The sequence below is a fragment of the Kineococcus rubinsiae genome (genome assembly GCF_011839805.1).
GTDB lineage: Bacteria > Actinomycetota > Actinomycetes > Actinomycetales > Kineococcaceae > Kineococcus > Kineococcus rubinsiae.
This window is the reverse complement of record NZ_VWPY01000070.1, coordinates 1-19464: the sequence shown is the minus strand read 5'-3', so window position 1 is coordinate 19464 and position 19464 is coordinate 1. Positions and strand designations below refer to the sequence as shown.

Annotated in this window: 24 protein-coding genes, 1 tRNA gene, 2 pseudogenes and 1 riboswitch; of the genes and pseudogenes, 14 read left to right on the top strand and 13 right to left on the bottom strand. The window is 75.7% G+C overall.

The window, feature by feature from the left end; all coding sequences use genetic code 11:
* Positions 1-61: 61 nt before the first annotated feature.
* The 4 genes from F1544_RS21010 to F1544_RS20995 form a co-directional block, all read right to left on the bottom strand.
* Positions 62-1027 carry an ATP-binding cassette domain-containing protein gene (locus tag F1544_RS21010; RefSeq protein ID WP_167588155.1) on the bottom strand — a complete coding sequence of 322 codons (966 nt, stop codon included), beginning with the start codon at positions 1025-1027 and terminating at the stop codon, positions 62-64.
* Between the two features lie 254 nt (positions 1028-1281).
* Entirely contained in the window at positions 1282-2043 is a 762-nt protein-coding gene (locus F1544_RS21005) for an energy-coupling factor transporter transmembrane component T family protein (RefSeq protein WP_208972338.1), read from the bottom strand.
* Positions 2040-3599 (bottom strand): ATP-binding cassette domain-containing protein, encoded by a 1560-nt coding sequence (locus tag F1544_RS21000; protein WP_167588154.1) that lies wholly within the window; start codon positions 3597-3599, stop codon positions 2040-2042. The genes F1544_RS21005 and F1544_RS21000 overlap by 4 nt, the downstream gene beginning before the upstream one ends.
* Positions 3600-3603: 4 nt before the next feature.
* The gene (locus F1544_RS20995) at positions 3604-4233 is read right to left on the bottom strand and encodes an ECF transporter S component (RefSeq protein ID WP_167588153.1); all 630 of its coding nucleotides are present in this window, start codon (positions 4231-4233) and stop codon (positions 3604-3606) included.
* A gap of 48 nt (positions 4234-4281) precedes the next feature.
* A riboswitch (TPP riboswitch) is annotated at positions 4282-4387 on the bottom strand.
* Between the two features lie 48 nt (positions 4388-4435).
* On the opposite strand from F1544_RS20995, the gene F1544_RS20990 reads away from it, so the two are divergent.
* Together F1544_RS20990 and F1544_RS20985 are read left to right on the top strand one after the other, a co-directional pair.
* Positions 4436-4576, top strand: a complete 141-nt coding sequence (locus F1544_RS20990; RefSeq protein ID WP_167588152.1) for a hypothetical protein — start codon at positions 4436-4438, stop codon at positions 4574-4576.
* 16 nt (positions 4577-4592) lie between these two features.
* Entirely contained in the window at positions 4593-4889 is a 297-nt protein-coding gene (locus F1544_RS20985; protein ID WP_167588151.1) for a DUF4235 domain-containing protein, read from the top strand.
* A 54-nt stretch (positions 4890-4943) separates the two neighbouring features.
* Here F1544_RS20985 and F1544_RS20980 read toward each other — a convergent pair whose 3' ends face one another.
* Positions 4944-5933: an NAD-dependent epimerase/dehydratase family protein gene (locus F1544_RS20980; protein ID WP_167588150.1), complete on the bottom strand. Its 990-nt coding sequence runs from the start codon at positions 5931-5933 to the stop codon at positions 4944-4946.
* Between the two features lie 104 nt (positions 5934-6037).
* Here F1544_RS20980 and F1544_RS20975 point away from each other — a divergent pair, with 104 nt between their 5' ends.
* Positions 6038-6253 carry a hypothetical protein gene (locus F1544_RS20975; RefSeq protein WP_167588149.1) on the top strand — a complete coding sequence of 72 codons (216 nt, stop codon included), beginning with the start codon at positions 6038-6040 and terminating at the stop codon, positions 6251-6253.
* Between the two features lie 6 nt (positions 6254-6259).
* Here F1544_RS20975 and F1544_RS20970 read toward each other — a convergent pair.
* The 3 genes and pseudogenes from F1544_RS20970 to F1544_RS20960 all read right to left on the bottom strand — a co-directional run bounded on the left by F1544_RS20970 (position 6260) and on the right by F1544_RS20960 (position 7352).
* A pseudogene (locus F1544_RS20970) lies at positions 6260-6707 on the bottom strand (DUF1360 domain-containing protein).
* A gap of 234 nt (positions 6708-6941) precedes the next feature.
* Positions 6942-7136, bottom strand: coding sequence for a hypothetical protein (locus F1544_RS20965; RefSeq protein ID WP_167588148.1), 195 nt, complete (start codon positions 7134-7136; stop codon positions 6942-6944).
* Positions 7137-7281: 145 nt separating this feature from the next.
* Positions 7282-7352, bottom strand: a tRNA-Gly gene (locus F1544_RS20960).
* A gap of 90 nt (positions 7353-7442) precedes the next feature.
* On the opposite strand from F1544_RS20960, the gene dcd reads away from it, so the two are divergent.
* From dcd to F1544_RS20930, 6 genes are all read left to right on the top strand, one after another.
* Positions 7443-8018, top strand: a complete 576-nt coding sequence (gene dcd / locus F1544_RS20955; protein ID WP_167588147.1) for a dCTP deaminase — start codon at positions 7443-7445, stop codon at positions 8016-8018.
* A gap of 18 nt (positions 8019-8036) precedes the next feature.
* Positions 8037-8993, top strand: a complete 957-nt coding sequence (locus F1544_RS26615) for a hypothetical protein (RefSeq protein WP_167588146.1) — start codon at positions 8037-8039, stop codon at positions 8991-8993.
* Positions 8990-10243 carry an EAL and HDOD domain-containing protein gene (locus F1544_RS20945; protein ID WP_167588145.1) on the top strand — a complete coding sequence of 418 codons (1254 nt, stop codon included), beginning with the start codon at positions 8990-8992 and terminating at the stop codon, positions 10241-10243. The genes F1544_RS26615 and F1544_RS20945 overlap by 4 nt, the downstream gene beginning before the upstream one ends.
* Before the next feature lie 73 nt (positions 10244-10316).
* Positions 10317-10835 carry an ankyrin repeat domain-containing protein gene (locus F1544_RS20940; protein WP_308470237.1) on the top strand — a complete coding sequence of 173 codons (519 nt, stop codon included), beginning with the start codon at positions 10317-10319 and terminating at the stop codon, positions 10833-10835.
* 52 nt (positions 10836-10887) lie between these two features.
* Positions 10888-12240: a TrkH family potassium uptake protein gene (locus tag F1544_RS20935; RefSeq protein ID WP_167588143.1), complete on the top strand. Its 1353-nt coding sequence runs from the start codon at positions 10888-10890 to the stop codon at positions 12238-12240.
* Positions 12241-12268: 28 nt separating this feature from the next.
* Complete coding sequence (locus F1544_RS20930) at positions 12269-12910, top strand: potassium channel family protein (RefSeq protein ID WP_167588142.1); 642 nt, start codon at positions 12269-12271, stop codon at positions 12908-12910.
* A 9-nt stretch (positions 12911-12919) separates the two neighbouring features.
* On the opposite strand, the gene F1544_RS20925 is transcribed toward F1544_RS20930, so the two are convergent.
* Positions 12920-13177: a hypothetical protein gene (locus tag F1544_RS20925; RefSeq protein WP_167588141.1), complete on the bottom strand. Its 258-nt coding sequence runs from the start codon at positions 13175-13177 to the stop codon at positions 12920-12922.
* Positions 13178-13249: 72 nt separating this feature from the next.
* Between F1544_RS20925 and F1544_RS23660 the strand changes: the two genes are divergently transcribed.
* Together F1544_RS23660 and F1544_RS20915 are read left to right on the top strand one after the other, a co-directional pair.
* On the top strand, positions 13250-13702 hold the full coding sequence (locus tag F1544_RS23660) for a MarR family winged helix-turn-helix transcriptional regulator (RefSeq protein WP_208972335.1): 453 nt from the start codon (positions 13250-13252) through the stop codon (positions 13700-13702).
* A gap of 67 nt (positions 13703-13769) precedes the next feature.
* Positions 13770-15014 (top strand): MFS transporter, encoded by a 1245-nt coding sequence (locus F1544_RS20915; protein ID WP_167588140.1) that lies wholly within the window; start codon positions 13770-13772, stop codon positions 15012-15014.
* A 78-nt stretch (positions 15015-15092) separates the two neighbouring features.
* Here F1544_RS20915 and arr read toward each other — a convergent pair.
* Positions 15093-15593, bottom strand: a pseudogene (arr, locus tag F1544_RS24970) (NAD(+)--rifampin ADP-ribosyltransferase).
* A 103-nt stretch (positions 15594-15696) separates the two neighbouring features.
* Between arr and F1544_RS20905 the strand changes: the two are divergent.
* Entirely contained in the window at positions 15697-16392 is a 696-nt protein-coding gene (locus tag F1544_RS20905) for a thymidine kinase (RefSeq protein ID WP_167588139.1), read from the top strand.
* 72 nt (positions 16393-16464) lie between these two features.
* Positions 16465-16812, top strand: a complete 348-nt coding sequence (locus F1544_RS20900; protein WP_308470236.1) for a DUF3140 domain-containing protein — start codon at positions 16465-16467, stop codon at positions 16810-16812.
* Here F1544_RS20900 and F1544_RS20895 read toward each other — a convergent pair.
* Positions 16799-17398, bottom strand: a complete 600-nt coding sequence (locus tag F1544_RS20895) for a TetR/AcrR family transcriptional regulator (RefSeq protein ID WP_167588138.1) — start codon at positions 17396-17398, stop codon at positions 16799-16801. The genes F1544_RS20900 and F1544_RS20895 overlap by 14 nt on opposite strands.
* Before the next feature lie 69 nt (positions 17399-17467).
* Between F1544_RS20895 and F1544_RS20890 the strand changes: the two genes are divergently transcribed.
* Positions 17468-17890 carry an organic hydroperoxide resistance protein gene (locus F1544_RS20890; RefSeq protein WP_167588137.1) on the top strand — a complete coding sequence of 141 codons (423 nt, stop codon included), beginning with the start codon at positions 17468-17470 and terminating at the stop codon, positions 17888-17890.
* A 24-nt stretch (positions 17891-17914) separates the two neighbouring features.
* On the opposite strand, the gene F1544_RS20885 is transcribed toward F1544_RS20890, so the two are convergent.
* The gene (locus tag F1544_RS20885; RefSeq protein WP_167588136.1) at positions 17915-18373 is read right to left on the bottom strand and encodes a VOC family protein; all 459 of its coding nucleotides are present in this window, start codon (positions 18371-18373) and stop codon (positions 17915-17917) included.
* A complete protein-coding gene (locus F1544_RS20880; protein ID WP_208972331.1) occupies positions 18370-19245 on the bottom strand; it encodes a helix-turn-helix domain-containing protein in 876 nt (291 codons plus the stop codon). The genes F1544_RS20885 and F1544_RS20880 overlap by 4 nt, the downstream gene beginning before the upstream one ends.
* Between the last annotated feature and the right edge of the window lie 219 nt (positions 19246-19464).

Here is a 19464-nt window from a genome sequence, read left to right as displayed (position 1 = left end):
GGCGGGCCGGGGGCCGCCGCGGGGCGGGTCGCGGCCGCCCCGGGGGCGCGGACGGTGGCACTCACGCCACCTCCTCCTCGCGGGGGCGCCGGTCGGCGGTCGCGCGGCGCACGGCGTCGGCCAGCGTGCCCTCGTGGTGATGGACCTCCAGGACGCTGGCGAGACCGCGCAGCAGGGACCGCAGCTGCCCCGGGTCGCAGCCGGGCACCTCGACGAGCGTCCCGGCGGGTCCGCGCTGGAAGGTCGCGCCGGGGGCGGCGGAGCTGAGCGCGGACGCCTCCGCGGGGTCGCCGACCAGGACGGCCGCGCCGCCGTCGGGGGCGTAGCGCTCGACGAGCTGCTGCGGGCTGGCGACGGCGGCGAGGCGCCCGCGGCGCAGGACGGCGACGCGGTCGCAGAGGTCCGCGGCCTGCCCCGCGTCGCGCGAGGCGAGCAGGACGGTGCCGCCGGCCGCGGCGCGGTCGCGGACGAGGGCGGCCAGCGCGGCCCGCGCGGGCGGGACGAATCCAGCGGGCGGCTCGTCCAGCACGACGAGCGGGGTCCCGCCGACGAAGGTGACGGCCAGCAGGAGGCGCTGCGCGTCGGCGGTGCCCAGGTCCCCGCCGCGGCGGGCGGCGACGGCGCCGAGCCCGGCCAGGGCCAGGACGTCCGCCACCGGCCGCGGCTGCGCGTGCAGCGACGCCCACAGCTCCAGGCTCTCCTCGACCGTCAGCCGCGGGAACGGCCCCGAGCGCTCGGGCAGCACGGACACCAGCCGGTGCGCGACCTGCGGCCGGGCGGCCGGGTCGTGGCCGAAGACCCGCACCGTGCCCGCGGTGGGGGCCAGCAGCCCCGCGACCGCGGCGAGCACCGTCGACGCCCCCGCGCCGCGGCGGCCGAGCACCCCGACGACCTCCCCGCGGGCGACCTCCAGGTCGACGCGGTCCAGGACGCGCACGTCGCCGAAGCTCACCCCGAGGCCCCGCAGGGCGACCGCGCACGACGTGGGGGCCGGCTCCTCCCCCGACCGGACCGCCGGGTCCAGCACGTCCGACGGCCGATCGTCAGAGGACCACGGGTCGGGCCGGCGCGCGTCCGGCCGTCGCGGGCGCGGGGACCCGGCACGCAGCAGCTCCGACCACCTGCTGCGCAGGGTGCTGTGCCGGACCGGGCCCATGGCCCCACGGTGGCCCCCGGCCGGGGGACCTCACCAGGCCGCAGCGCAGGTGTCCGGCGTGAGGAATCCACGGTCCCCCCGTGCACCCCGCGGCCGGCCGGGCGAGGCGCGGGGGCGGGGGCGGCTCAGCCGAGCAGGGCCGTCGCGACGAGCGGGACGGCGGCGAGGAGCGCGCCCACGACGAGCAGGACGGTGTCCGCGAGCGCCCACCGCGCGGGCAGCGCCCACGAGCGGCCGGCGGCGTCGGCGAACCCGCGGGCGTCCATGGCCACCGACATCCGCGCCGCCCGGCGCAGCGCCTCGACGAGGAGCCCGAACGCCGTCGAGGCGGCCCACCGCACGCGCGAGACGGGCCCGCGGCCGGGTCCGAGCCCGCGGGCGCGGCGGGCGCGGGACAGCTCGTCCCACGCCTGGGCCAGGGCCGAGAGCTGCTCGAGCGCGGCCGTGGCCGCGACCACGGCCCGCGCCGGCAGGTGCAGCCGCTGCGCCAGGTGGTCGCCCGTCTCGCTCGGGTCCAGCCAGGCGAGGAGGACGACACCGGGCAGCACGAGCACGGCGATGCGCAGGACCGACGCCACGGCGGCGGCCACCGGGTCCGCCTCGCCGCCGAGGAGCCAGGTGGACCACCCGACCGAGACCGCCGCGATCGTCACGGGGACCAGCCGTGGCAGCAGGGCACGCCAGCCGCGGACCGCGAGCGGCAGCAGGAGCAGCTGCACCGCGAGCGCCACGGCCCCGACGCGCCAGGTGTCGACGGCGAGCGACCCGGCGACGGGCAGGACGGACGCGCCGAGCAGCGACAGCGGCCCGCAGCGGCGCACGGGCGGGCCGCCGGCCGCGGTGCGGTCCTGCGTCGCCGTGGGCGGGACGAGGTCGGTGACGCTCACGGCCGCACCGCCGCGAGCCGGGCCGGAGTGTCGTCAGCAGGTGTGCCGACAGCAGGGCCGGCCGCCGGCGCACCGGCGGCGGGTAGGAGGCGACCGCCCGCGAGGGCGACCTCCGCATCGGCGCAGGCGGCGACGAGGCGGGCGTCGTGGGTGGCGACGGCGACGGCGGCCCCCGCGCGGGCCGCGGAGCGCAGCACCCCCGCGACGACGGCCCACGTCGCGCGGTCCTGCCCGACGCTGGGCTCGTCGGCGAGGACGAGCGACGGCCCGGCGGCCAGCGCGGAGGCGACCCCGAGGCGGCGCTGCTCGCCGCCGGAGAGCAGGTGCGGGTCGACGTCGGCGCGGTGGGCGAGGCCCAGCAGGTCCAGGAGGTCGTCGGCGCGCCGGTCCCCCGCCGCGCCGAGGCCGAGGGCGCGGCCGGTGGCGCGGACCTCCTCGCGCACCGAGGGGCGGACCACGCCGTGCTCGGGGTGCTGCGGGATCCAGCCGACGCGGGTGGCGAGCTCCGCCGACGACCACCGCCACGGCTCCCGGCGACCCCGGGCCGCGAGCCCGGGCGCGGCCAGGACGTCGCCGGCGGTGGGCCGCAGCAGCCCGGCGAGGACGGCCACGAGGGTCGACTTCCCCGCGCCGCTCGTCCCGGTCAGGGCGGTGACGGCCCCCGTGCGCAGCTCCGCGTCGACACCGTCGAGGACGGTCGTCGCGGGCCCGGGCCGCAGGCCGCGGCGGCGCCGGACGACGCGCAGGCCGCGGCCGTGCAGCGCGACGTCACCGCCGGGCAGGCGGAGGGCGGGGGTGACGAGCTCGGAGGGCACGTCGAGGGGGTCGGGGACCGGGGCGCCGGGGATCCACAGCTCGGAGGTGGAGGTGGCCGCCCGCGCCAGGACCGCGGCGGGCGGCCCGTCGTCGACGACGGCGCCGTCCGCCCCGAGGACGAGGACGCGGTCGACGACGTGCGCCCAGGCCGCGACGTCGTGGTCGACGACGACGAGCGTCGAGTCGCCGGCGGCCGCGAGGACGGCGTCGCGCACCGCGAGCGCGGTGGGGGCGTCGAGCATCGAGGTGGGCTCGTCGAGCAGCAGGAGCCCGGGCCGCAGCGCGAGCGCGCCCGCGAGGCCGAGCCGCTGCAGCTCACCGCCCGACAGGGTCGCGGTGTCGCGCTCGCGGCCGGGCCGGAAGGACGCCGCGGCCTGGGCCCGGGCCACGCGCTCCCAGATCTCGGGGCGGTCCAGGACGGCGTTCTCCGGCCCGAAGGCCGTGTCCCGTCCCGCGGTCGCCGCGACGACGGCGTCCAGCGGGTCCTGCAGCAGCAGGCCCGCCGCGCCCGGCCCCGCGGGCCGGCCGCCCACGAGGACCTCACCGGTCACGGCGCCGTCGTCGTCGTGCTCGGCGTCGAGCAGGCCGGCCAGCGCCCGCAGCAGCGTCGACTTCCCCGAGCCGCTGGGGCCGACGAGCAGGACGCGCTCGCCGGCGGGGACGTCGAGGTCGAGGTCGCGCAGGACGGGCCTCGACCCGGCGGGCGCGACCGTCAGCCCGCGGACGCGGACGGCCGCCACCGGCTCAGGCCCGTTGGGCGGCGCGGTGCTCGGCACCCGCCGGGAAGCGCTGCAGCGCACCGGCTCGCGCGAGCGCCCGCACGAGGGCCGCACCGCCGAGGCCGGCGACGACGGCGCCGGAGACGACGAAGGCCGCCCCGTAGGCGAGGTCCCAGCCGAGCACCCAGTCGTTGTAGGCGAAGGCCTCGTAGAGGGCCTCCAGGGCCGCGGCGAGCGCGCCGCCCAGGGCCGCGACACCGGCCCCCCAGCGCCGCCAGGCGAAGAGCGCCACGGCGATCTCGACGCCGAGGCCCTGCAGGCCGCCGGAGATGAGCACGCCCACGCTCCAGCCGCTGCCGAGCAGGTACTCCACGGACGCGGCGACCAGCTCGGTGAACAGGGCCGCGCCCGGGCGGCGGACGACGAGGGCGCCGACGACGGCGGGCAGCAGCCACACCCCGCCGAGCAGGCCCTTGGCGGGCTGGAAGAAGCCGAAGCCGGGGCTCAGGACGTTGTAGACGACGTCCCAGCCCCAGAAGACGACGCCGAACGCGACGCCGAGGACGGCGGCGGTGACGAGGTCGAGGCTGCGCCAGCGGCCCAGCGGCCCGCGGGCCAGGGCGCTGCTGCGCGGGGTGGTCGAGGTGGTGCTCACGGTGTCCTCCTGGATCCAGGAGGGGGACCCGTGGCCGCTGCGGCCACGGGTCGAGACGTCCCGACTCCCTACGCCGGTGTGAACCGGATCAGGTTCGAGGGTCTGCGGGATGCCCCGCACTCTCAGCGCCCGAAGCGCTCCCCTGTCGTTGGGCGGAACGCTACACCGCCTCGGCCGGGTGCGGATCGGGGATGATGGCGGTGTGCTCCGCAGCCTCCGAGGACCCGACGGTGGACCGTCCCGCGCCGTCCGGCTGATGGCCGTCCTGCTCGCCCTGGCCCTGCTGGGCGGGGCCGCGACGTCGCTGTTCCCGGTCCTGCGCTGGCTCGGCGACGTGCTGTAGGGCAGGGTCAGCGACCATGAACGCCATGGTGTGGAAGCTGGTGGGCCCCGCGTCGGGGATCTTCGCGACCGCGGTCGCGAGCCGCTTGACCAAGAAGGTCTGGGTGACCATCACGAAGTCGCCGCCGCCGGACAACCCGGAGGACCCGGACGTCGCGTGGCGCGAGGCCGTCATCTGGGCGCTCGCGTCCGGTGCGGTCATCGGCCTGACGCGCCTCCTCGTGGAGCGCCAGGCCGCCGCGTACTACCGGAAGTCGACCGGTGAGCTGCCCCCGGGCCTCGGGCCGGGCGACGACGGCGCGGCCACGGCCTGACCCCTCCCCTCCGTGATCATGCAGGGTCTACCTGCACGATCACGGAGGGACCGCTCAGCCCCAGCGCTCGACGAGCCGGTCCTGGCGCGCGTCGACGTCGGGGTCCACGACCGCCAGCTCGGGGTGCGCGTCGTGGTGCGCGACGATCTCCCGCGCCCCCTGCGCGAACGTCGTCGTGGCGGTGAAGCCCGGCACGAGCCGCTTGAGCTTGGTGTTGTCGAAGATGACCGAGTGGGCCTTGTCGCCCAGCAGGCCCGCCCCGCGGACGGGGTCGTCGGCCGCGATGGCGTCGGACGGCACGTGGACGAGCTGCGGGTCGCGCACCCCGGCGGCCGCGGCGAGGTCGCGGTGGATCCGGTCCCACGTCAGCACCTCGTCGCCGGTGATGTGCACGGCCCCGCCGGTGGCGGCCGGCTCGCCCAGCAGCGGGACGAACCCCTTCGCGAAGTCGGTGTGGTGGGTCAGGACCCACAGCGACGTCCCGTCGCCGGGCACGACCACGGGCCTGCCGCGCCGCATCCGGTCCACGATCGTCCAGCCGCCGTCGACGGGCAGGCTCGTGCGGTCGTAGGTGTGGCTGGGCCGCACGACGACGGCCGGGAAACCCGTGTCGCGGTAGGCGGCGGTCAGCAGCTCCTCGCAGGCGATCTTGTCGCGGGAGTACTGCCAGAACGGGTTCGCCAGCGGCGTCGACTCGGTGATCGGGAGGTGCCCCACGGGCTTCTGGTACGCCGAGGCGCTGGAGATGAACACGTACTGCCCGGTGCGGTCGCGGAACGTCTCGACGTCGGCCGCGACGTGCTCGGTCGTGAACGCCACGAAGTCGACGACCACGTCGAACTCCTCGTCCCCCAGCGCCTTCCGCAGCTCGCCGGGGTCCCGCGCGTCCGCGGTGAGGGTCCGCACCCCGTCGGGCAGGGGGCGCTTGGCCGACGTCCCGCCGCGGTTGAGGACCGTGAGGTCGAGGCCGCGCTCGACGGCGAGCGCCGCGCAGGCCGAGCTGATGATCCCCGTGCCGCCCAGGAAGAGCACGCGCAGTGCCATGGAGTTCCTCTCGTGTGTCCCGGCGACGTCCACGTCGCCGGCTGCTGCCACCGAACCGCAGGCCGCAGGTCCGTGCCACTCAGGCGCGGGAGGAGGATGGGGACATGGCCCAGGCGAAGCTCACCGACCAGCAGCAGCGCGCCGTGCGCGCGGCGATCGAGTCCGCTGCGGCGCAGGCGCAGGAGGCCGTCGACGTCCTCGTGGCCCTGGGGCGCGACACCGTCGTCGCCTCGGTCGAGGGGCGGAACCCGAGTGCGGCGGCGCGCGACGAGTGGATCAACTACGTCCTGAACCGCCTGCACGCGGGTCTCACGGCGTAGGCGCGCTCAGGCGTCGCCCGCGGCCCGCTCCGCGCCGGCCGGCAGGTGCTTGGCGCTGTCGTAGAGCAGGTGCAGGACGTCGGAGCCGAACACCGTGGCGAGCACGGTCGTCGCGGCCCGGGTCAGCTGCGGCGCGAGGACCGTCCCCGCGGTGAGCCCGGTGGCGACCCACCGACGCGCAGAACGGGCACGTCAGCAGTTCCCCGACGGAGTGCCCGAGCCCCTCGGCGCGGACCTCCTCCATCACCTCGCCCTCCCCCGCGGAGCCGGCGTGGCGCGTGAACGGCGCCCGCAGCGGTGAGGTGACGGCGGTCTTGGTGAGCAGGCGGGTGGCCTTGTGGGTGGCGATCGCGAGCACGGCGAGGTCACCCGCGCTCGGCCGCACCGGCATCCCCCGCCCCGTCGCCCGGGCGAGCAGGGCCGCCGCCGTCACGGCGCTGCCGTAGACCCCCATGACCGCGGCGTAGCTGCCCAGCGGCCGCTCGTCCTGCGTCTGGTAGGCCGCCTGCACGGCGTGCAGCCGCCGGTGCGCGGCCTCGGCGATCGACTGCGCGCTCACCGCGGGCACCCGTTCCAGCTCGTCGTCATGCGCCTGCGGTACCCCGCGGCCACCGGCGGAAACCCGCGCCGCTTCCGCGACGACCTCGGCGGCGCCCGGGGCCGCGCCGTCGGCGGTCGCCGCGCTCGTTCAGTCGTCGACCTCGGCGATGACGAGCACGGCGGTGTCCCAGTCGGCGGCCCCCACGACCTGGAGGTAGTCGCGGACCATGAACTCCGCGTCGTCCCCGAGCCGGTGCGACTGCGTGACGCCGACCCCGGCGATGTGCAGCTCCCACAGCCCGGGCAGGCCTGAGCGCCGGGCCTCGACCGCGTACGTGCTCACGGGCTCATCCTGCCGGGCCGGGCGTGCGCGCGGCGGCCGCTCCGGCGGGGAGCCGCAGCCCGCGGAGGTCCGGATACGACGAAGGCCCGGATCCACCGGATCCACCGGATCCACCGGATCCACCGGATCCGGGCCTCGACGTCTGAGCGGGTGACGGGAATCGAACCCGCACTATCAGCTTGGGAAGCTGAAGTTCTACCATTGAACTACACCCGCGAGCACCCACCAGGGCGAGCGCAGCAGGAGTCTATCGGACGCCCGCCGGTGCCCCGCACCGCTGCGGGGGCGACCGCTACCGTGGCGCCCGTGCTGCTCTCCGACCGCGACATCCGCCGCGTCCTCGACTCCGGTCGCGTCGTGCTGGACCCGTACGACCCGTCGCTCGTGCAGCCGTCCAGCATCGACGTGCGCCTGGACCGGTACTTCCGGCTCTTCGACAACCACAAGTACCGCGTCATCGACCCCTCGCAGGACCAGCCGGACCTCACGCGCCTGGTCGAGGTCACCGACGACGAGCCGTTCATCCTGCACCCGGGCGAGTTCGTGCTCGGGTCGACGTTCGAGGTCGTCACCCTGCCCGACGACGTCTCGGCGCGGCTGGAGGGCAAGAGCAGCCTCGGGCGGCTCGGGCTGCTGACGCACTCGACGGCGGGGTTCATCGACGCGGGCTTCTCGGGGCACGTGACGCTGGAGCTGTCGAACGTCGCGACGCTGCCGATCACGCTGTGGCCGGGCATGAAGATCGGGCAGCTGTGCTTCTTCCAGCTCTCCAGCGCGGCCGAGCACCCGTACGGCAGCGCGGCGTCCGGGTCGAAGTACCAGGGGCAGCGCGGGCCCACTCCGAGCCGTTCCTCCGCCGACTTCTCCCGCACGCAGGTCTGAGGGGTGCATGGTGTGGGGGTGGCCGCCTCCCCGCACCGTGCAGCCCTCCCGCCCCGCGCGCAGACCCTGAGCGGGGCGCACCTCCTGCTGCTGCCGCACGCCGTGAGCGCCGCCGAGGTCTCCGACCTGCTCCGGCAGCGCCTGCCCGGGAGCGACCTGGCCCGCGACGGCCGCGCGGTCCTCGCCGACCGCGTCACCCCGACCTCGGACGGCCCCGACGCGGCGAGCGTCCTGCTCGGTCCCGTGCCCCTGACCCGGGGCGCGCGCCGGGCGCTGCGGCTGCCGAAGCCCTTCCACGCCGACGTCGGCAGCGTCGTCGGGCTGCTCACGCCGGTGCAGCGCAGCAGCACCCCGCCGGCAGAGCCGGACCGCGACGAGCTGCACCGCGCCTTCCCCGGGGGCCGCCCCGTGGGTGAGGAACTGGCGGGCCTGGTCCTGCTGCTGGCCCTGGCCCGCCGGGTCGGCGGCGCGGTCCGCGCAGCCGGGACGTCGGCGGTGCTCAAGCCGGACCCCTGGCGAGCCGTAGACCTGAGGGTGAGGACGTCGACGTGGGTGGAGCCGGACGAGCTGCTGGCCGCGCTCGACGCCGCCCTGCCCGACGCCGAGAGCGCCCGCTCCGGCGACCTCGAGGAGCTCCTCGACGCCGCGGACGAGGCGCTGACGGGCGAGCCGCCCGTCCCCGAGCCGTACGTCGTCTCCGGCCGCCGCGGCGACACCGACCTCGTGCTCCTCGTGCACCCCGAGGACGACCCCTCCGCGGACCCGTCCGCGGGCGAGGTCACCTACGAGGTCCAGTGGGACACCGACGCCGCGGGCGACGCGACGGACCCGCACGGCCGGGTGCTCGCGCGCTCGTCGGTCGCCGCCGTCACGGCCGCCCTGGTCGCCGCCACGGGCGGGACGGTCCTGGACGAGGACGCCTTCGTCGTCGACCTCCGCGAGCTGCGCACCATCGCCGCGAGCGCCGCGTCGTGACCGGGCGCGAGCTGACGTCCGCCCCGGCCCCCGCCAGCGTCGCGCCCGTCCGCGTCGGCCGCCAGGGCATCTACGACCGCGACCGCCGCCTCGTCGCCTACGAGCTGCTGTTCCGCGCCCACGGCCGCACGAGCGCCGAGCTGGCCGAGGGCGCCGAGCAGGACCACGCGACGTCGCAGGTCATCAGCGCCACGTTCGGCGACTTCGGCGTCGAGCAGATCGCGGGCGACCGCCTCCTCTTCATCAACCTGACGCGCGGGTTCTTCACGGGCGAGCTGCCCATGCCGTGCTCGCCGTCGCAGGTGGTGCTGGAGCTGCTGGAGGACATCCAGGTCGACGACGAGGTCATCGAGGGCCTCAGCCACCTGCGCGCCCTGGGCTACCGGATCGCGGTCGACGACTTCGCGGGCGAGGCGCACCGGCTGCCGGCCCTGGCGCTGGCGGACTACGTGAAGATCGACGTCGAGGCGACGGGCGACGCGTTCGAGGACGTCCTGGCCCTGGCCCGCGAGCACGGCCCGGGCGCGGTGCTGGTCGTGGAGCGCATCGAGGACGACGCGCTGTTCGACCGCTGCCTCGAGCTGGGCTTCGACCTCTTCCAGGGCTACGGCCTGCAGCGCCCCGTGACGCTGGAGGCCGTGAGCCTGACGCCGTCGCAGATCATCTGCCTGCGCCTGGTGCGGGCCCTGACGGGCGCCGAGGCCTCGATCGGGGAGATCGAGGAGCTCGTGGCGTCCGACCCGGCGCTGAGCCTGCGGGTCTTCAAGACGGTCGGCTCCGCCGCCTACGGCGCGCGCAACGAGATCACGTCGCTGCGCCAGGCCATCGTGCTGCTCGGCCGCCGCCAGCTGTGCTCCTGGGTCGTCCTCATGCTGCTGGGCGGGGTCACGAGCGTGGACACCGAGTCGCTGATGCTGGTGCTGGCCCGGGCGTCGGCGTGCGCGCGGCTCGTGCCGGGCGACTCCGACGTGGCCTACACCGCCGGCCTGCTGTCGGGGGTCGCGTCGGTCATGGGGCTGCCCGAGGACGAGCTCGTCGAGACGACCGGGGTGGCGCTGTCGGTGCGCGCGGCCCTGCTGGACCACCGCGGCGCCGCGGGGCACGCCCTGGAGGCCGTCCTGGCCTACGAGGACGACGACTCCGCGGGCGTCGTCGTGGCGGGCCACGCCGTGTACGACGTGTCCCGCGCCTACCTGGCCGCCCTGTCCGGCGCGATGACGACGCTGGACGCGGTCACCGACCGCCGGTGACGCACCGCGACGAGGCGGCCGCGCGACGGGCCGTGGCGTGCGCGGTCGGGCACCCCCGGCCTACCCTGACGCCGTGACGGACCACGACCGCGACGCCGAGGACCCCGTCGACGCCCCGGACGCGGGGGCGCAGGAACCGGTCGGTCCCTCCGACGAGGGCGAGGAGCGGGCGCTGGAGTTCGCGCACCGCCTCTTCGGCCACGCCCGCGACGGCCGCTCGCGCGAGCTGTGCGGCTACCTGGACCTCGGCGTGCCGGTGAACTCCACCGACGCGGACGGCAACACGCTGCTGATGCTCGCGGCGTCCAACGGCCACCACGCCACCGTGACGGCGCTGCTGAAGCGCGGGGCCGACCCCGACCGCGTCAACGACCGCGGCCAGACCTCGCTGACCGGCGCCGTCTTCACCGGCGCGCGCGAGGTCGTGCAGGCCCTCCTGACGGGCGACGCCGACCCGTACCTGGGTTCGCCGAACGCCCTGGAGACGGCCCGCTTCTTCGACCGCACCGACCTGCTGGAGCTCCTGGACGTCGAGCACCACGACGACCACCCCGACGATCACCGCGACGGGGGCCCGGGCGGGCTAGCCTGACTCCCCGGGTCGCCGCGGCCCACTGAGGTCCGAGGCTCACCGGAGGGTTGACGTGGACGCAGCAGCGCCCGCACGCCGCCCGTTCCTGCGGCACCCCGCGCAGGTCGTCGCCGTCGCGTTCGCGGTCGCCGTGGCCATCGGCACGGCGCTGCTCTACCTGCCGGTCTCGCGGCGCGGCCCCGGGGGCGCGACCTTCGTGGAGGCCCTCTTCACGGCCGTCAGCGCGCTCTGCGTGACCGGGCACACCATCGTCGACACGCGCGAGCACTGGTCGACGGGCGGGCTCGTCGTCATCCTCGCCCTCGCCCAGGTCGGCGGGTTCGGCATCATGACGTCGGCGTCGCTGCTGGGCGTCTTCGCCTCCCGCCGGATGGGCCTGCGCTCCCGGATGGTCACCGCGACGGAGTCGCGCGGCCTGGAGCTCGGCGACGTCCGCACGGTCCTGCTGGGCGTCGTGCGCGTCTCGGTGCTGGTGGAGGCGGTCACGGCCGTCGCCCTCACGACGCGCCTGCACGTCGGCTACGGCGAACCCCTGCCGTCGGCGATGTGGGAGGGCACGTTCCTGGCGGTCTCCTCCTTCAACAACGCGGGGTTCGTCCTGCGCTCGGACAACATGACCGGCTTCGTCGGGGACCCCTGGATCTGCCTGCCGGTCATCGTCGCGGCCACGATCGGCGGCCTCGGGTTCCCGGTCCTGCTGGAGCTGCGCCGGCAGTTCCGCTTCCCGAAGCTGTGGTCGCTGCACACCAAGCTGACCCTGACCACCACGGGGGCTCTGCTCCTGCTCGGCTGGGCCTTCCTGACCTTCAACGAGTGGCGCAACCCGGCCACCTTCGGTGCGCTGCCGTGGCACGAGCGGCCGCTGGCCGGGCTCTTCCAGGCCTCAGCGACCCGCAGCTCGGGCTTCAACTCCGTCGACATCGCCTCGATGAACGGCGGGTCGTGGCTCGTCATGGACGTCCTGATGTTCATCGGCGGCGGCTCCGCGAGCACCGCGGGCGGCATCAAGGTGACGACGTTCGCCCTGCTGCTCGTGGTCCTGGTCGCGGAGTTCCGCGGCGACACCAGCGTCACCGTGTTCTCCCGCCGCGTCCCCGAGCGCGTGTACCGCCAGGCCCTCACGGTCGCGCTCGTGGCGGTGGCCGTCATCGTCACCTCGACGCTGGTCCTGGTCGAGACGACGCCCTTCCCCCCGGACCGGCTGCTGTTCGAGGTCGTGTCCTCCTTCGCCACCGTAGGGCTGAGCACCGGGCTGCCGCCGCAGCTGCCCGCCGCGGGGCAGGTCCTGCTCGCGGCGCTCATGTTCCTGGGACGCCTGGGCCCCATCACCCTCGGCGCCGCGCTCGCCCTGCGCGAGCGGCGCCGCCTGTACGAGTACCCGGAAGGAAGGCCGATCATTGGCTAGGAGATCAGCCACCGCGACCCCCCGCTCGGTGGTCGTCATCGGGCTGGGGCGCTTCGGCCGCTCCCTCGCGCTGGAGCTCATGAAGGACGGCGAGGTCGACGTCCTCGGCATCGACTCCGACCCGGCCCTCGTCGACGAGCTCGCCCCGCACCTGACGCACGCCGTCGTCGCCGACTCCACCAAGGAGGAGGCGCTGCGGCAGCTGTCCGTGAACGAGTTCGACCGCGCCGTGGTCGGCATCGGCACGAACCTCGAGGCGAGCATCCTCACGGTCTCGACGCTGCTGCAGTTCGGCATCCGCAACGTGTGGGCCAAGGCGATCAGCGAGTCGCACGCCCGGATCCTCACCCAGCTCGGTGCGCACAAGGTCATCCGCCCCGAGCACGAGATGGGGCTGCGCGTCGCCCACCTGGTGCGCGGCCGGATGCTCGACTACATCGAGTTCGACGACGGCTTCGCCATGGTCAAGACGACCCCGCCGCCGCCCCTGGTCGGCATGACGCTGACCCAGGCCCGGCTGCGCAGCCAGCACCGGGTGACGGTCGTCGCGCACCACAGCCCGGGCGAGGGGTTCACCTACGCGACGCCCGAGACGACCCTGCAGGCCGACGACGTGATCATCGTCTCGGGCCAGATCCGCGACGTGGAGGCGTTCAGCTCGCTGAGCTGACCGGAGGCCTCAGGCGTCGTCGCCCGGGGCGCTGCCGCGCCGCCCGTCGCCGCGCCGCTCGTCGCCGGGCCGTTCGTCGCCGCGCCGCTCCTCGCCCTCGGCGGGCAGCCGCTCGGCCTCGGGGACGTCGGCGACGTCGTCGCGGCGCTCCACGCCGGGCAGGTGCCGGCGCTCGGGCTCGCCGCGCTCGGCCCGCGTGAGGTCGATCAGGCTGCGCCGCTCCGAGCGCTCGCGGCGCTCGCTGTCCTGATCCGGGGTGCTCTCCACCCCCGTAGCTCACCACGCCCGGTCGCGCTGCGCCACCAACTCGTCACACGTGAGTTGATGTATAGTGTCCCTATGCAATCGGATGAGGCGCTCGCCGAACGGCTGCTGCTGGCGTGCTCGGGGCTGACCCGGGCCGCGAGCGCCGCCACCGCGGCCGGTGAGCTGTCGCTGACCCAGGCGCGCCTGCTGGGCAACCTCGACCGCGAGGGGCCGCTGCGCATCAGCCGGCTGGCCGCCCTCGAGCGGTGCGCGCAGCCGTCCATGACGTCGCTCGTCAGCCGGTGCGCCGACGCGGGCCTCGTCACCCGCGAGGCCGACCCCGGGGACGCCCGTGCCGTCCGCGTCACCCTCACCCCCGCGGGCACGCAGGCCCTGCGCGAGAACCGGCGCCGGCTCAGCGGGCCCGTCGGCGACGCCGTGGACGCCCTCGGCACCGACCGGCGCGAGGACGTCGCGGGCGCGGTCGCCTTGCTCGAGGCCCTCGTCGGCACGCTCTGGTCGCACGCCGACGCGCCCCCCGCCTGACCCCGGACCTCTCGACCTCCGGGCCCTGAACCTCCGAACCCCACCCCTACTCCTGCGAGGAGGTCCCGTGCCGACCACCGGTACCGCGGACACCACCGGATCCATCCTCAAGCAGCCCGTCGCCGTCTGGGCCGTGGCGTTCGCCGCCGTCGTGTCCTTCATGGGCATCGGCCTCGTCGACCCGATCCTCCCGGCCATCGCCGGCGACCTCGGCGCCACGAAGGCCCAGACGCTGCTGCTGTTCACCAGCTACCTCGGCATCACGGGTCTCGCGATGCTCGTCACCGGCGCGGTCTCCAGCCGGTTCGGCGCGAAGCGCACCCTCATGGGCGGTCTCGCGCTCATCGTCGTGTTCGCGGCGCTCGCCGGCTCCTCGGGCTCGATCGGCGAGATCGTCGGGTTCCGCGCGGGCTGGGGCCTCGGCAACGCCCTGTTCATCGCGACCGCGCTCGCCACGATCGTCGGGGCCGCCAGCGGCGGCATGGCCAACGCGATCATCCTGTACGAGGCCGCGCTCGGCCTCGGCATCGCGGCCGGGCCGCTGGTCGGCGGGCTGCTGGGCGACATCAGCTGGCGTGGCCCGTTCTTCGGCACCGCGGTCCTCATGGCCGTCGCCTTCGTCGCCATCGCCACGCTGCTGCCCGCCACCCCGCGGCCCGCGGTGCGCACCACGGTCGCCGACCCGGTCCGCGCCCTGCGCCACCGCGGCCTGCTGACCGTCGCGGGCATGGCGTTCCTCTACAACTTCGGGTTCTTCACCCTGCTCGCCTACACGCCGTTCGCGCTGGAGATCTCCTCGCCGATCCGGCTCGGGTTCGTGTTCTTCGGCTGGGGCCTGTGCCTGGCGATCGCGTCGGTGTTCATCGCCCCGCCGCTGCAGCGCCGGTTCGGCAGCGTGGGCGTCATCGCCGCGATGCTCGCGCTGTTCGCGCTGACCCTGGCGCTGGAGGGCGTCTTCGTCAGCCACCACCCGTTCCTCGTCGTCGGCACGATCGTGGCCGGGTTGTTCCTGGGCGTGAACAACACCATCGTCACCGAGCTCGTCATGGAGGTCTCGCCGGTCCAGCGCTCGACCGCTTCCGCGGCCTACTCCGCCGTCCGGTTCATCGGCGGCGCGATCGCCGCCTGGGCCGCCGGGGAGCTCGGCGAGGTCGCGGCCCCCTGGGCGCCGTTCGCCCTCGGCGCCGTCGGCGTCGCGCTCGGCCTCGTCGTCCTGCTCAGCGGCCGGCGCCACCTCACTGCCGCCTCGCACCACCGCGTGGCGCCGCACTCCGCCGAGGAGGCCGTGGCCGTCACGGCCGGGGACGCCTGAGCCGCACGACGCCTTCCGCCGCCCCGCCGGCCCGACCGCACGACGTCCCGAGGCGCCGCGCGGCCGGGCCGGCGGCGGTCAGTCCTCGATGACGTCGAGCCCCTTCGACCGCAGCCCCCGGAGCCCGTCCACCATGCGCTGCAGCGTCTCGGCGTCGTGGCCGGGCCAGTCGGGCACCTCGCGCACGACGCGCAGCGGGTGCCGGGAGCGGTAGGACCGCGTGACGTTGCCCGGGAACCTCTTGTCCGTGACGTTCGGATCGTCCTCGAAGGGTCCCCGGGGTTCCACCTCGTAGACGTGGCCCCGATCCCCGCCGGTCCCCGCTCCGCCTGGTCCCCCGATGACAGGCCCCTCGCCGGCGAGCGCCACCGCCAGCTCGGCTCCTCACGCGGCGGTGTCGAGCAGGGACGTGAAGTACACGTGGTTCATCACCCGTCCCGCGTGGAAGTTCGACACCCGCCCCGGCACCAGCTCGTCACCGGCCCGCAGCACCGCGCGCGTCCCGTGGAAGAACGGCCCGCTCACGCGGGCGCAGTCCTGCAGGGTCACGGCCCCGTCCCGACCCTCGGCACCACCCATGCCCTCGCCCCCCGCTCCCGCCGCCCTGTCGGCGCCCTCCCCCGGGGCGCCGCCGGACAGTCTGCGACGGATCCGCCCTCGCGGGTGCGGCAGGATGAGGGACGTGGCGGAGCTCGTGTTCTTCTCGGGGACGATGGACTGCGGGAAGTCGACGCTCGCGCTGCAGACCGACCACAACCACCGCGTGCAGGGCCGGCGCGGGCTGCTGTTCACACGCTTCGACCGCGCGGGCGAGGCCGTGATCTCCAGCCGCATCGGCCTGCGGCGCCCGGCGCTGGAGGTCGGCGAGGACACCGACCTGTGGGCCGAGGTGTCCGTCCGACGCGCGGCGGGTGACCAGGTCGACTACGTCGTGTGCGACGAGGCGCAGTTCTACTCGGCCCTGCAGGTCGAGCAGCTGGCCCGCCTGGTGGACGACCTCGGGATCGACGTCTTCGCGTTCGGCATCACCGCGGACTTCCGCACGCGCCTGTTCCCCGGCAGCGCCCGCTTCATCGAGCTGGCCGACCGGGTCCAGGTGCCGCAGGTCGAGGCCCTGTGCTGGTGCGGGTCGCGGGCCACCCACAACGCCCGCACCGTCGACGGGGTGATGGTCGTCGCGGGCGAGCAGGTCGTCGTCGGTGACGTCGGTCAGCTCGAGGGCACCCTCGACGTGGGGCCCGTGGGCACCGTCGAGTACGAGGTGCTGTGCCGCCGCCACCACGTGCGCCGCCAGACGGCCGCGACCGCGGGGCACCGCCGGCCCGACCCGGACGTCGACGTGCGCGAGGCCCCGGCGGCCCGGCTGCCCGTCGCCTGAGGTGCTGCCCCGCAACCGGAGCCGCAGCCGCACCGGCGTGCGGGCCTGCTGCCACCGGGTCAGCATGGACGCGTGAGCGAGAAGAAGAGCGACACCCCCGACCGCGACGACGTGCGCCACCGCTTCGGCGAGGCGGTGAACATGACGCCCAAGGAGCTCGAGGAGTGGCTCGAGACGGACGAGTCGAAGTCCGTCGGGGTCGGCGAGGGCGAGTCGGTCGGGCACCACTCGGGCCGCCGCATCGTGGAGATCCTGCGCACGAAGAAGGACGACCTCAGCGACGACGACGTCGACCACATGCACAAGGTCGTCGGCTACGTCGCCCGGCACTCGAAGCAGCGTCCGAAAGGCGACGTGACCGAGACGCGCTGGCGCTACTCCCTCATGAACTGGGGCAACGACCCGCTCAAGGACGCGTGAGCGCCAGCACGTCCTCGACCCCGGCCGCGAAGCTCGCACGCGCCGCGACGGGGTCCCCCAGGTAGCCCGCGACCATGGCCCCGTCGCGCAGCACGACGATGCGCTGCGCCCCGGCGGCGGGGTCCGGGTGAGCCGCGCGCCCGAGGGCGTCCGTCAGGGTCGCCGCCAGCCACGCCCGGTGCTCGCGCACCGCGCGGTGCACGGCGCTGGCCAGGTCGGGGAACTCCGCCGCGGCGTTGATGAAGGCGCAGCCGCGGAAGCCCTCGCCACACACCTGCTCGCCGATCGCCGCCACCAGGCGCCGGACGAGCGCGACCGGGTCGTCGTCCACGGCGGCCGAGCGCTGGACCGCCGTGCGCACGGCCTCGTCGGAGGTGCGCAGCCAGGCCACGACGAGGTCGTCCTTGGCCGGGAAGTGCCGGTAGAAGGTGGCGCGCGTGACGCCGGCCTCGACCACGAGCCGGTCGACGCCGACGGCGCCGATGCCGTGCGCGTAGAACAGGCGCGCCGCCGTCGCGAGCAACCGGTCCCGCGCGGCCGAGGGCCGCGGGCCCGCTCCGTCCACCACGGTCGTCGTCACTGCCACCCGTCGACCCTACCGAGATCTGCGCTACTGTGCAGAAGGAACGTTCGTTCTACTGACGAGGAGACTGACATGGACGCCGTCTACACCGCCGTCGCGACGGCCACCGGCGAGGGCCGCGCCGGGCACACCCGCACCTCCGACGGGCTCGTCGACGTCGACCTGGCCATCCCCCGCGAGATGGGGGGCCCGGGTGGCGCGACCAACCCCGAGCAGCTGTTCGCGGCCGGGTACTCCGCGTGCTTCCACTCGGCGCTGAAGGCCGTGGGCAAGGCGCAGAAGGTCGAGTTCACCGACTCCGCCGTCACGGCCGAGGTCGGCATCGGCTCCAACGGCGCCGGCGGCTACGGGCTGCAGGTGACCCTGCGCGTCGAGCTCGGCGGCATCGACGAGGCGGCCGCGCAGGCCCTCGTCGAGGCGGCGCACCAGGTCTGCCCGTACTCCAACGCGACCCGCGGCAACATCGAGGTCACCCTCGAGGTCGAGGTCGGCTGACCCGCCACCGCCGGCGGGCCGCGCTCACCCCGGGTGCGGCTCGCCGCGGTAGGTGCCGAACGACCAGCGGTTGCCCTCCGGGTCGGCCGCGGTGAAGTCGCGGGAGCCGTAGTCGGTGTCCGTCAGCGGCATGAGGATCGTGGCCCCGGCGGCCACGGCCCGCGCGTGCAGCGCGTCGACGTGGTCGCTGACCACGTAGCAGCAGCTCGAGCCGGGCCCCCAGGTCCCGGGCGCGTCCGACGCCCCGTCCGCCGCGGGACGCACGGAGCCGAGCATCACCCCGCCACCCTCGGGCCAGCTGAGCTCGGCGTGCGCGACGACGTCGCCCTCGCCGTAGGCGGCGACCTCGACGAAGCCGAAGGCGTCGACGAGGAAGCGGATCAGGGCGCGCGCGTCGTGCGCCTGCAGGCACGGCCACACCTGCGGGGCCGGGGTGCGGGTCTGCTGGGTTCGGGTCTCTGGGGTGCGGGTGTCCGAGGTCATGTCCACGAGCGTCCCGCGCCGGACGGCTCGGCGTCTTGGACGGATCGGAACTCCTGCGCCAGCCAGCGGCGCGGCGTCGTCTGCGCGAACTCCCGGAAGTCGCGGTCGAGGTGCGCGTGGTCGGCGTAGCCGTGCTCGGCCGCCACGTCGGCCAGCGACCGGGGACGCGTCGTCTCCCCCGCGGCGGGGAACGCCTGCAGCGCACGGCGGGTGCGGTCGAAGCGGCTGACCCGCGCGAGCGCCGACGGGGACAGTCCCACCTCCGTCCGGAACCGCCCTGACAGGTGCCGGGCGCTCCACCCCACCTCCCGCGCGACGGCCTCGACCCGGGCGCCGCGGCGCAGCAGCTCCCACGCCCGCACGACCTCGGGTGCGCTGCGCGGCGCGGTCCCCGGCGTGGGGACGGCCAGGCGCGCAGCGAGCCACGCCTCGACCCGGTCGAAGCGGGCCGCCCAGTCGGGCGCAGCCAGCAGGTCCGCGCGCACCCGCTCGACGTCCGCCCCAGCGACCTCGTCCAGGCCGACGTCGAGCGCGGCGAGCTCCCCCGCCGGCAGGCCCAGGACGGCCCGCGCCGCCAGCGGGTGCAGGGCGACCTGGATCCCGGACTGCCGGCCGTCGTGGACGATCACCGCGGGCGTCCGGTGCAGCCCGCCCACGAGCGCGTCGAAGCGGCCGCCCGGCTGCGCGGGGTCGGGGTGGCGCTCGACCACGAGGGGGTCGTCGAGGGTGAGGATCAGCGTCATCCACGGCGACGGCAGCCCGAGGTGGCGCACCGGCCCCACGCCCGCCTCCCGGTAGCCCGAGCACCCGGCCACCCAGGGCCGCAGCGCGGGCGCGGCGCGGCGCCGCACGTACTCCCGGACGGGCTCCACCCCGTCGATGGTGCCCCCGTCCGGCACCGCGCGACCAGGGGTGGCGCGGTGATCACCCGCGGGTGACGATGCGCGCATGCCCATGACGACGATCCCCTCGGCCGACGGCACCCCGCTGCCCGCCTACCTGTCGCTGCCCGTCGCGACGTCGGACCGCCCCGGACCGTGGCCCGGGGTCGTCGTGGTCCACGACGCGTTCGGCCTCGGCGACGACGTCAA

Excerpts from the sequence above, each read along its gene's own strand:
- F1544_RS20985 (WP_167588151.1), top strand. The coding sequence starts at position 4,593 with ATGAACGCCATGGTGTGGAAGCTGGTGGGCCCCGCGTCGGGGATCTTC.
- F1544_RS20980 (WP_167588150.1), bottom strand. The coding sequence starts at position 5,933 with ATGGCACTGCGCGTGCTCTTCCTGGGCGGCACGGGGATCATCAGCTCG.
- F1544_RS20975 (WP_167588149.1), top strand. The coding sequence starts at position 6,038 with ATGGCCCAGGCGAAGCTCACCGACCAGCAGCAGCGCGCCGTGCGCGCG.
- F1544_RS23660 (WP_208972335.1), top strand. The coding sequence starts at position 13,250 with ATGCAATCGGATGAGGCGCTCGCCGAACGGCTGCTGCTGGCGTGCTCG.
- F1544_RS20890 (WP_167588137.1), top strand. The coding sequence starts at position 17,468 with ATGGACGCCGTCTACACCGCCGTCGCGACGGCCACCGGCGAGGGCCGC.
- F1544_RS20885 (WP_167588136.1), bottom strand. The coding sequence starts at position 18,373 with ATGACCTCGGACACCCGCACCCCAGAGACCCGAACCCAGCAGACCCGC.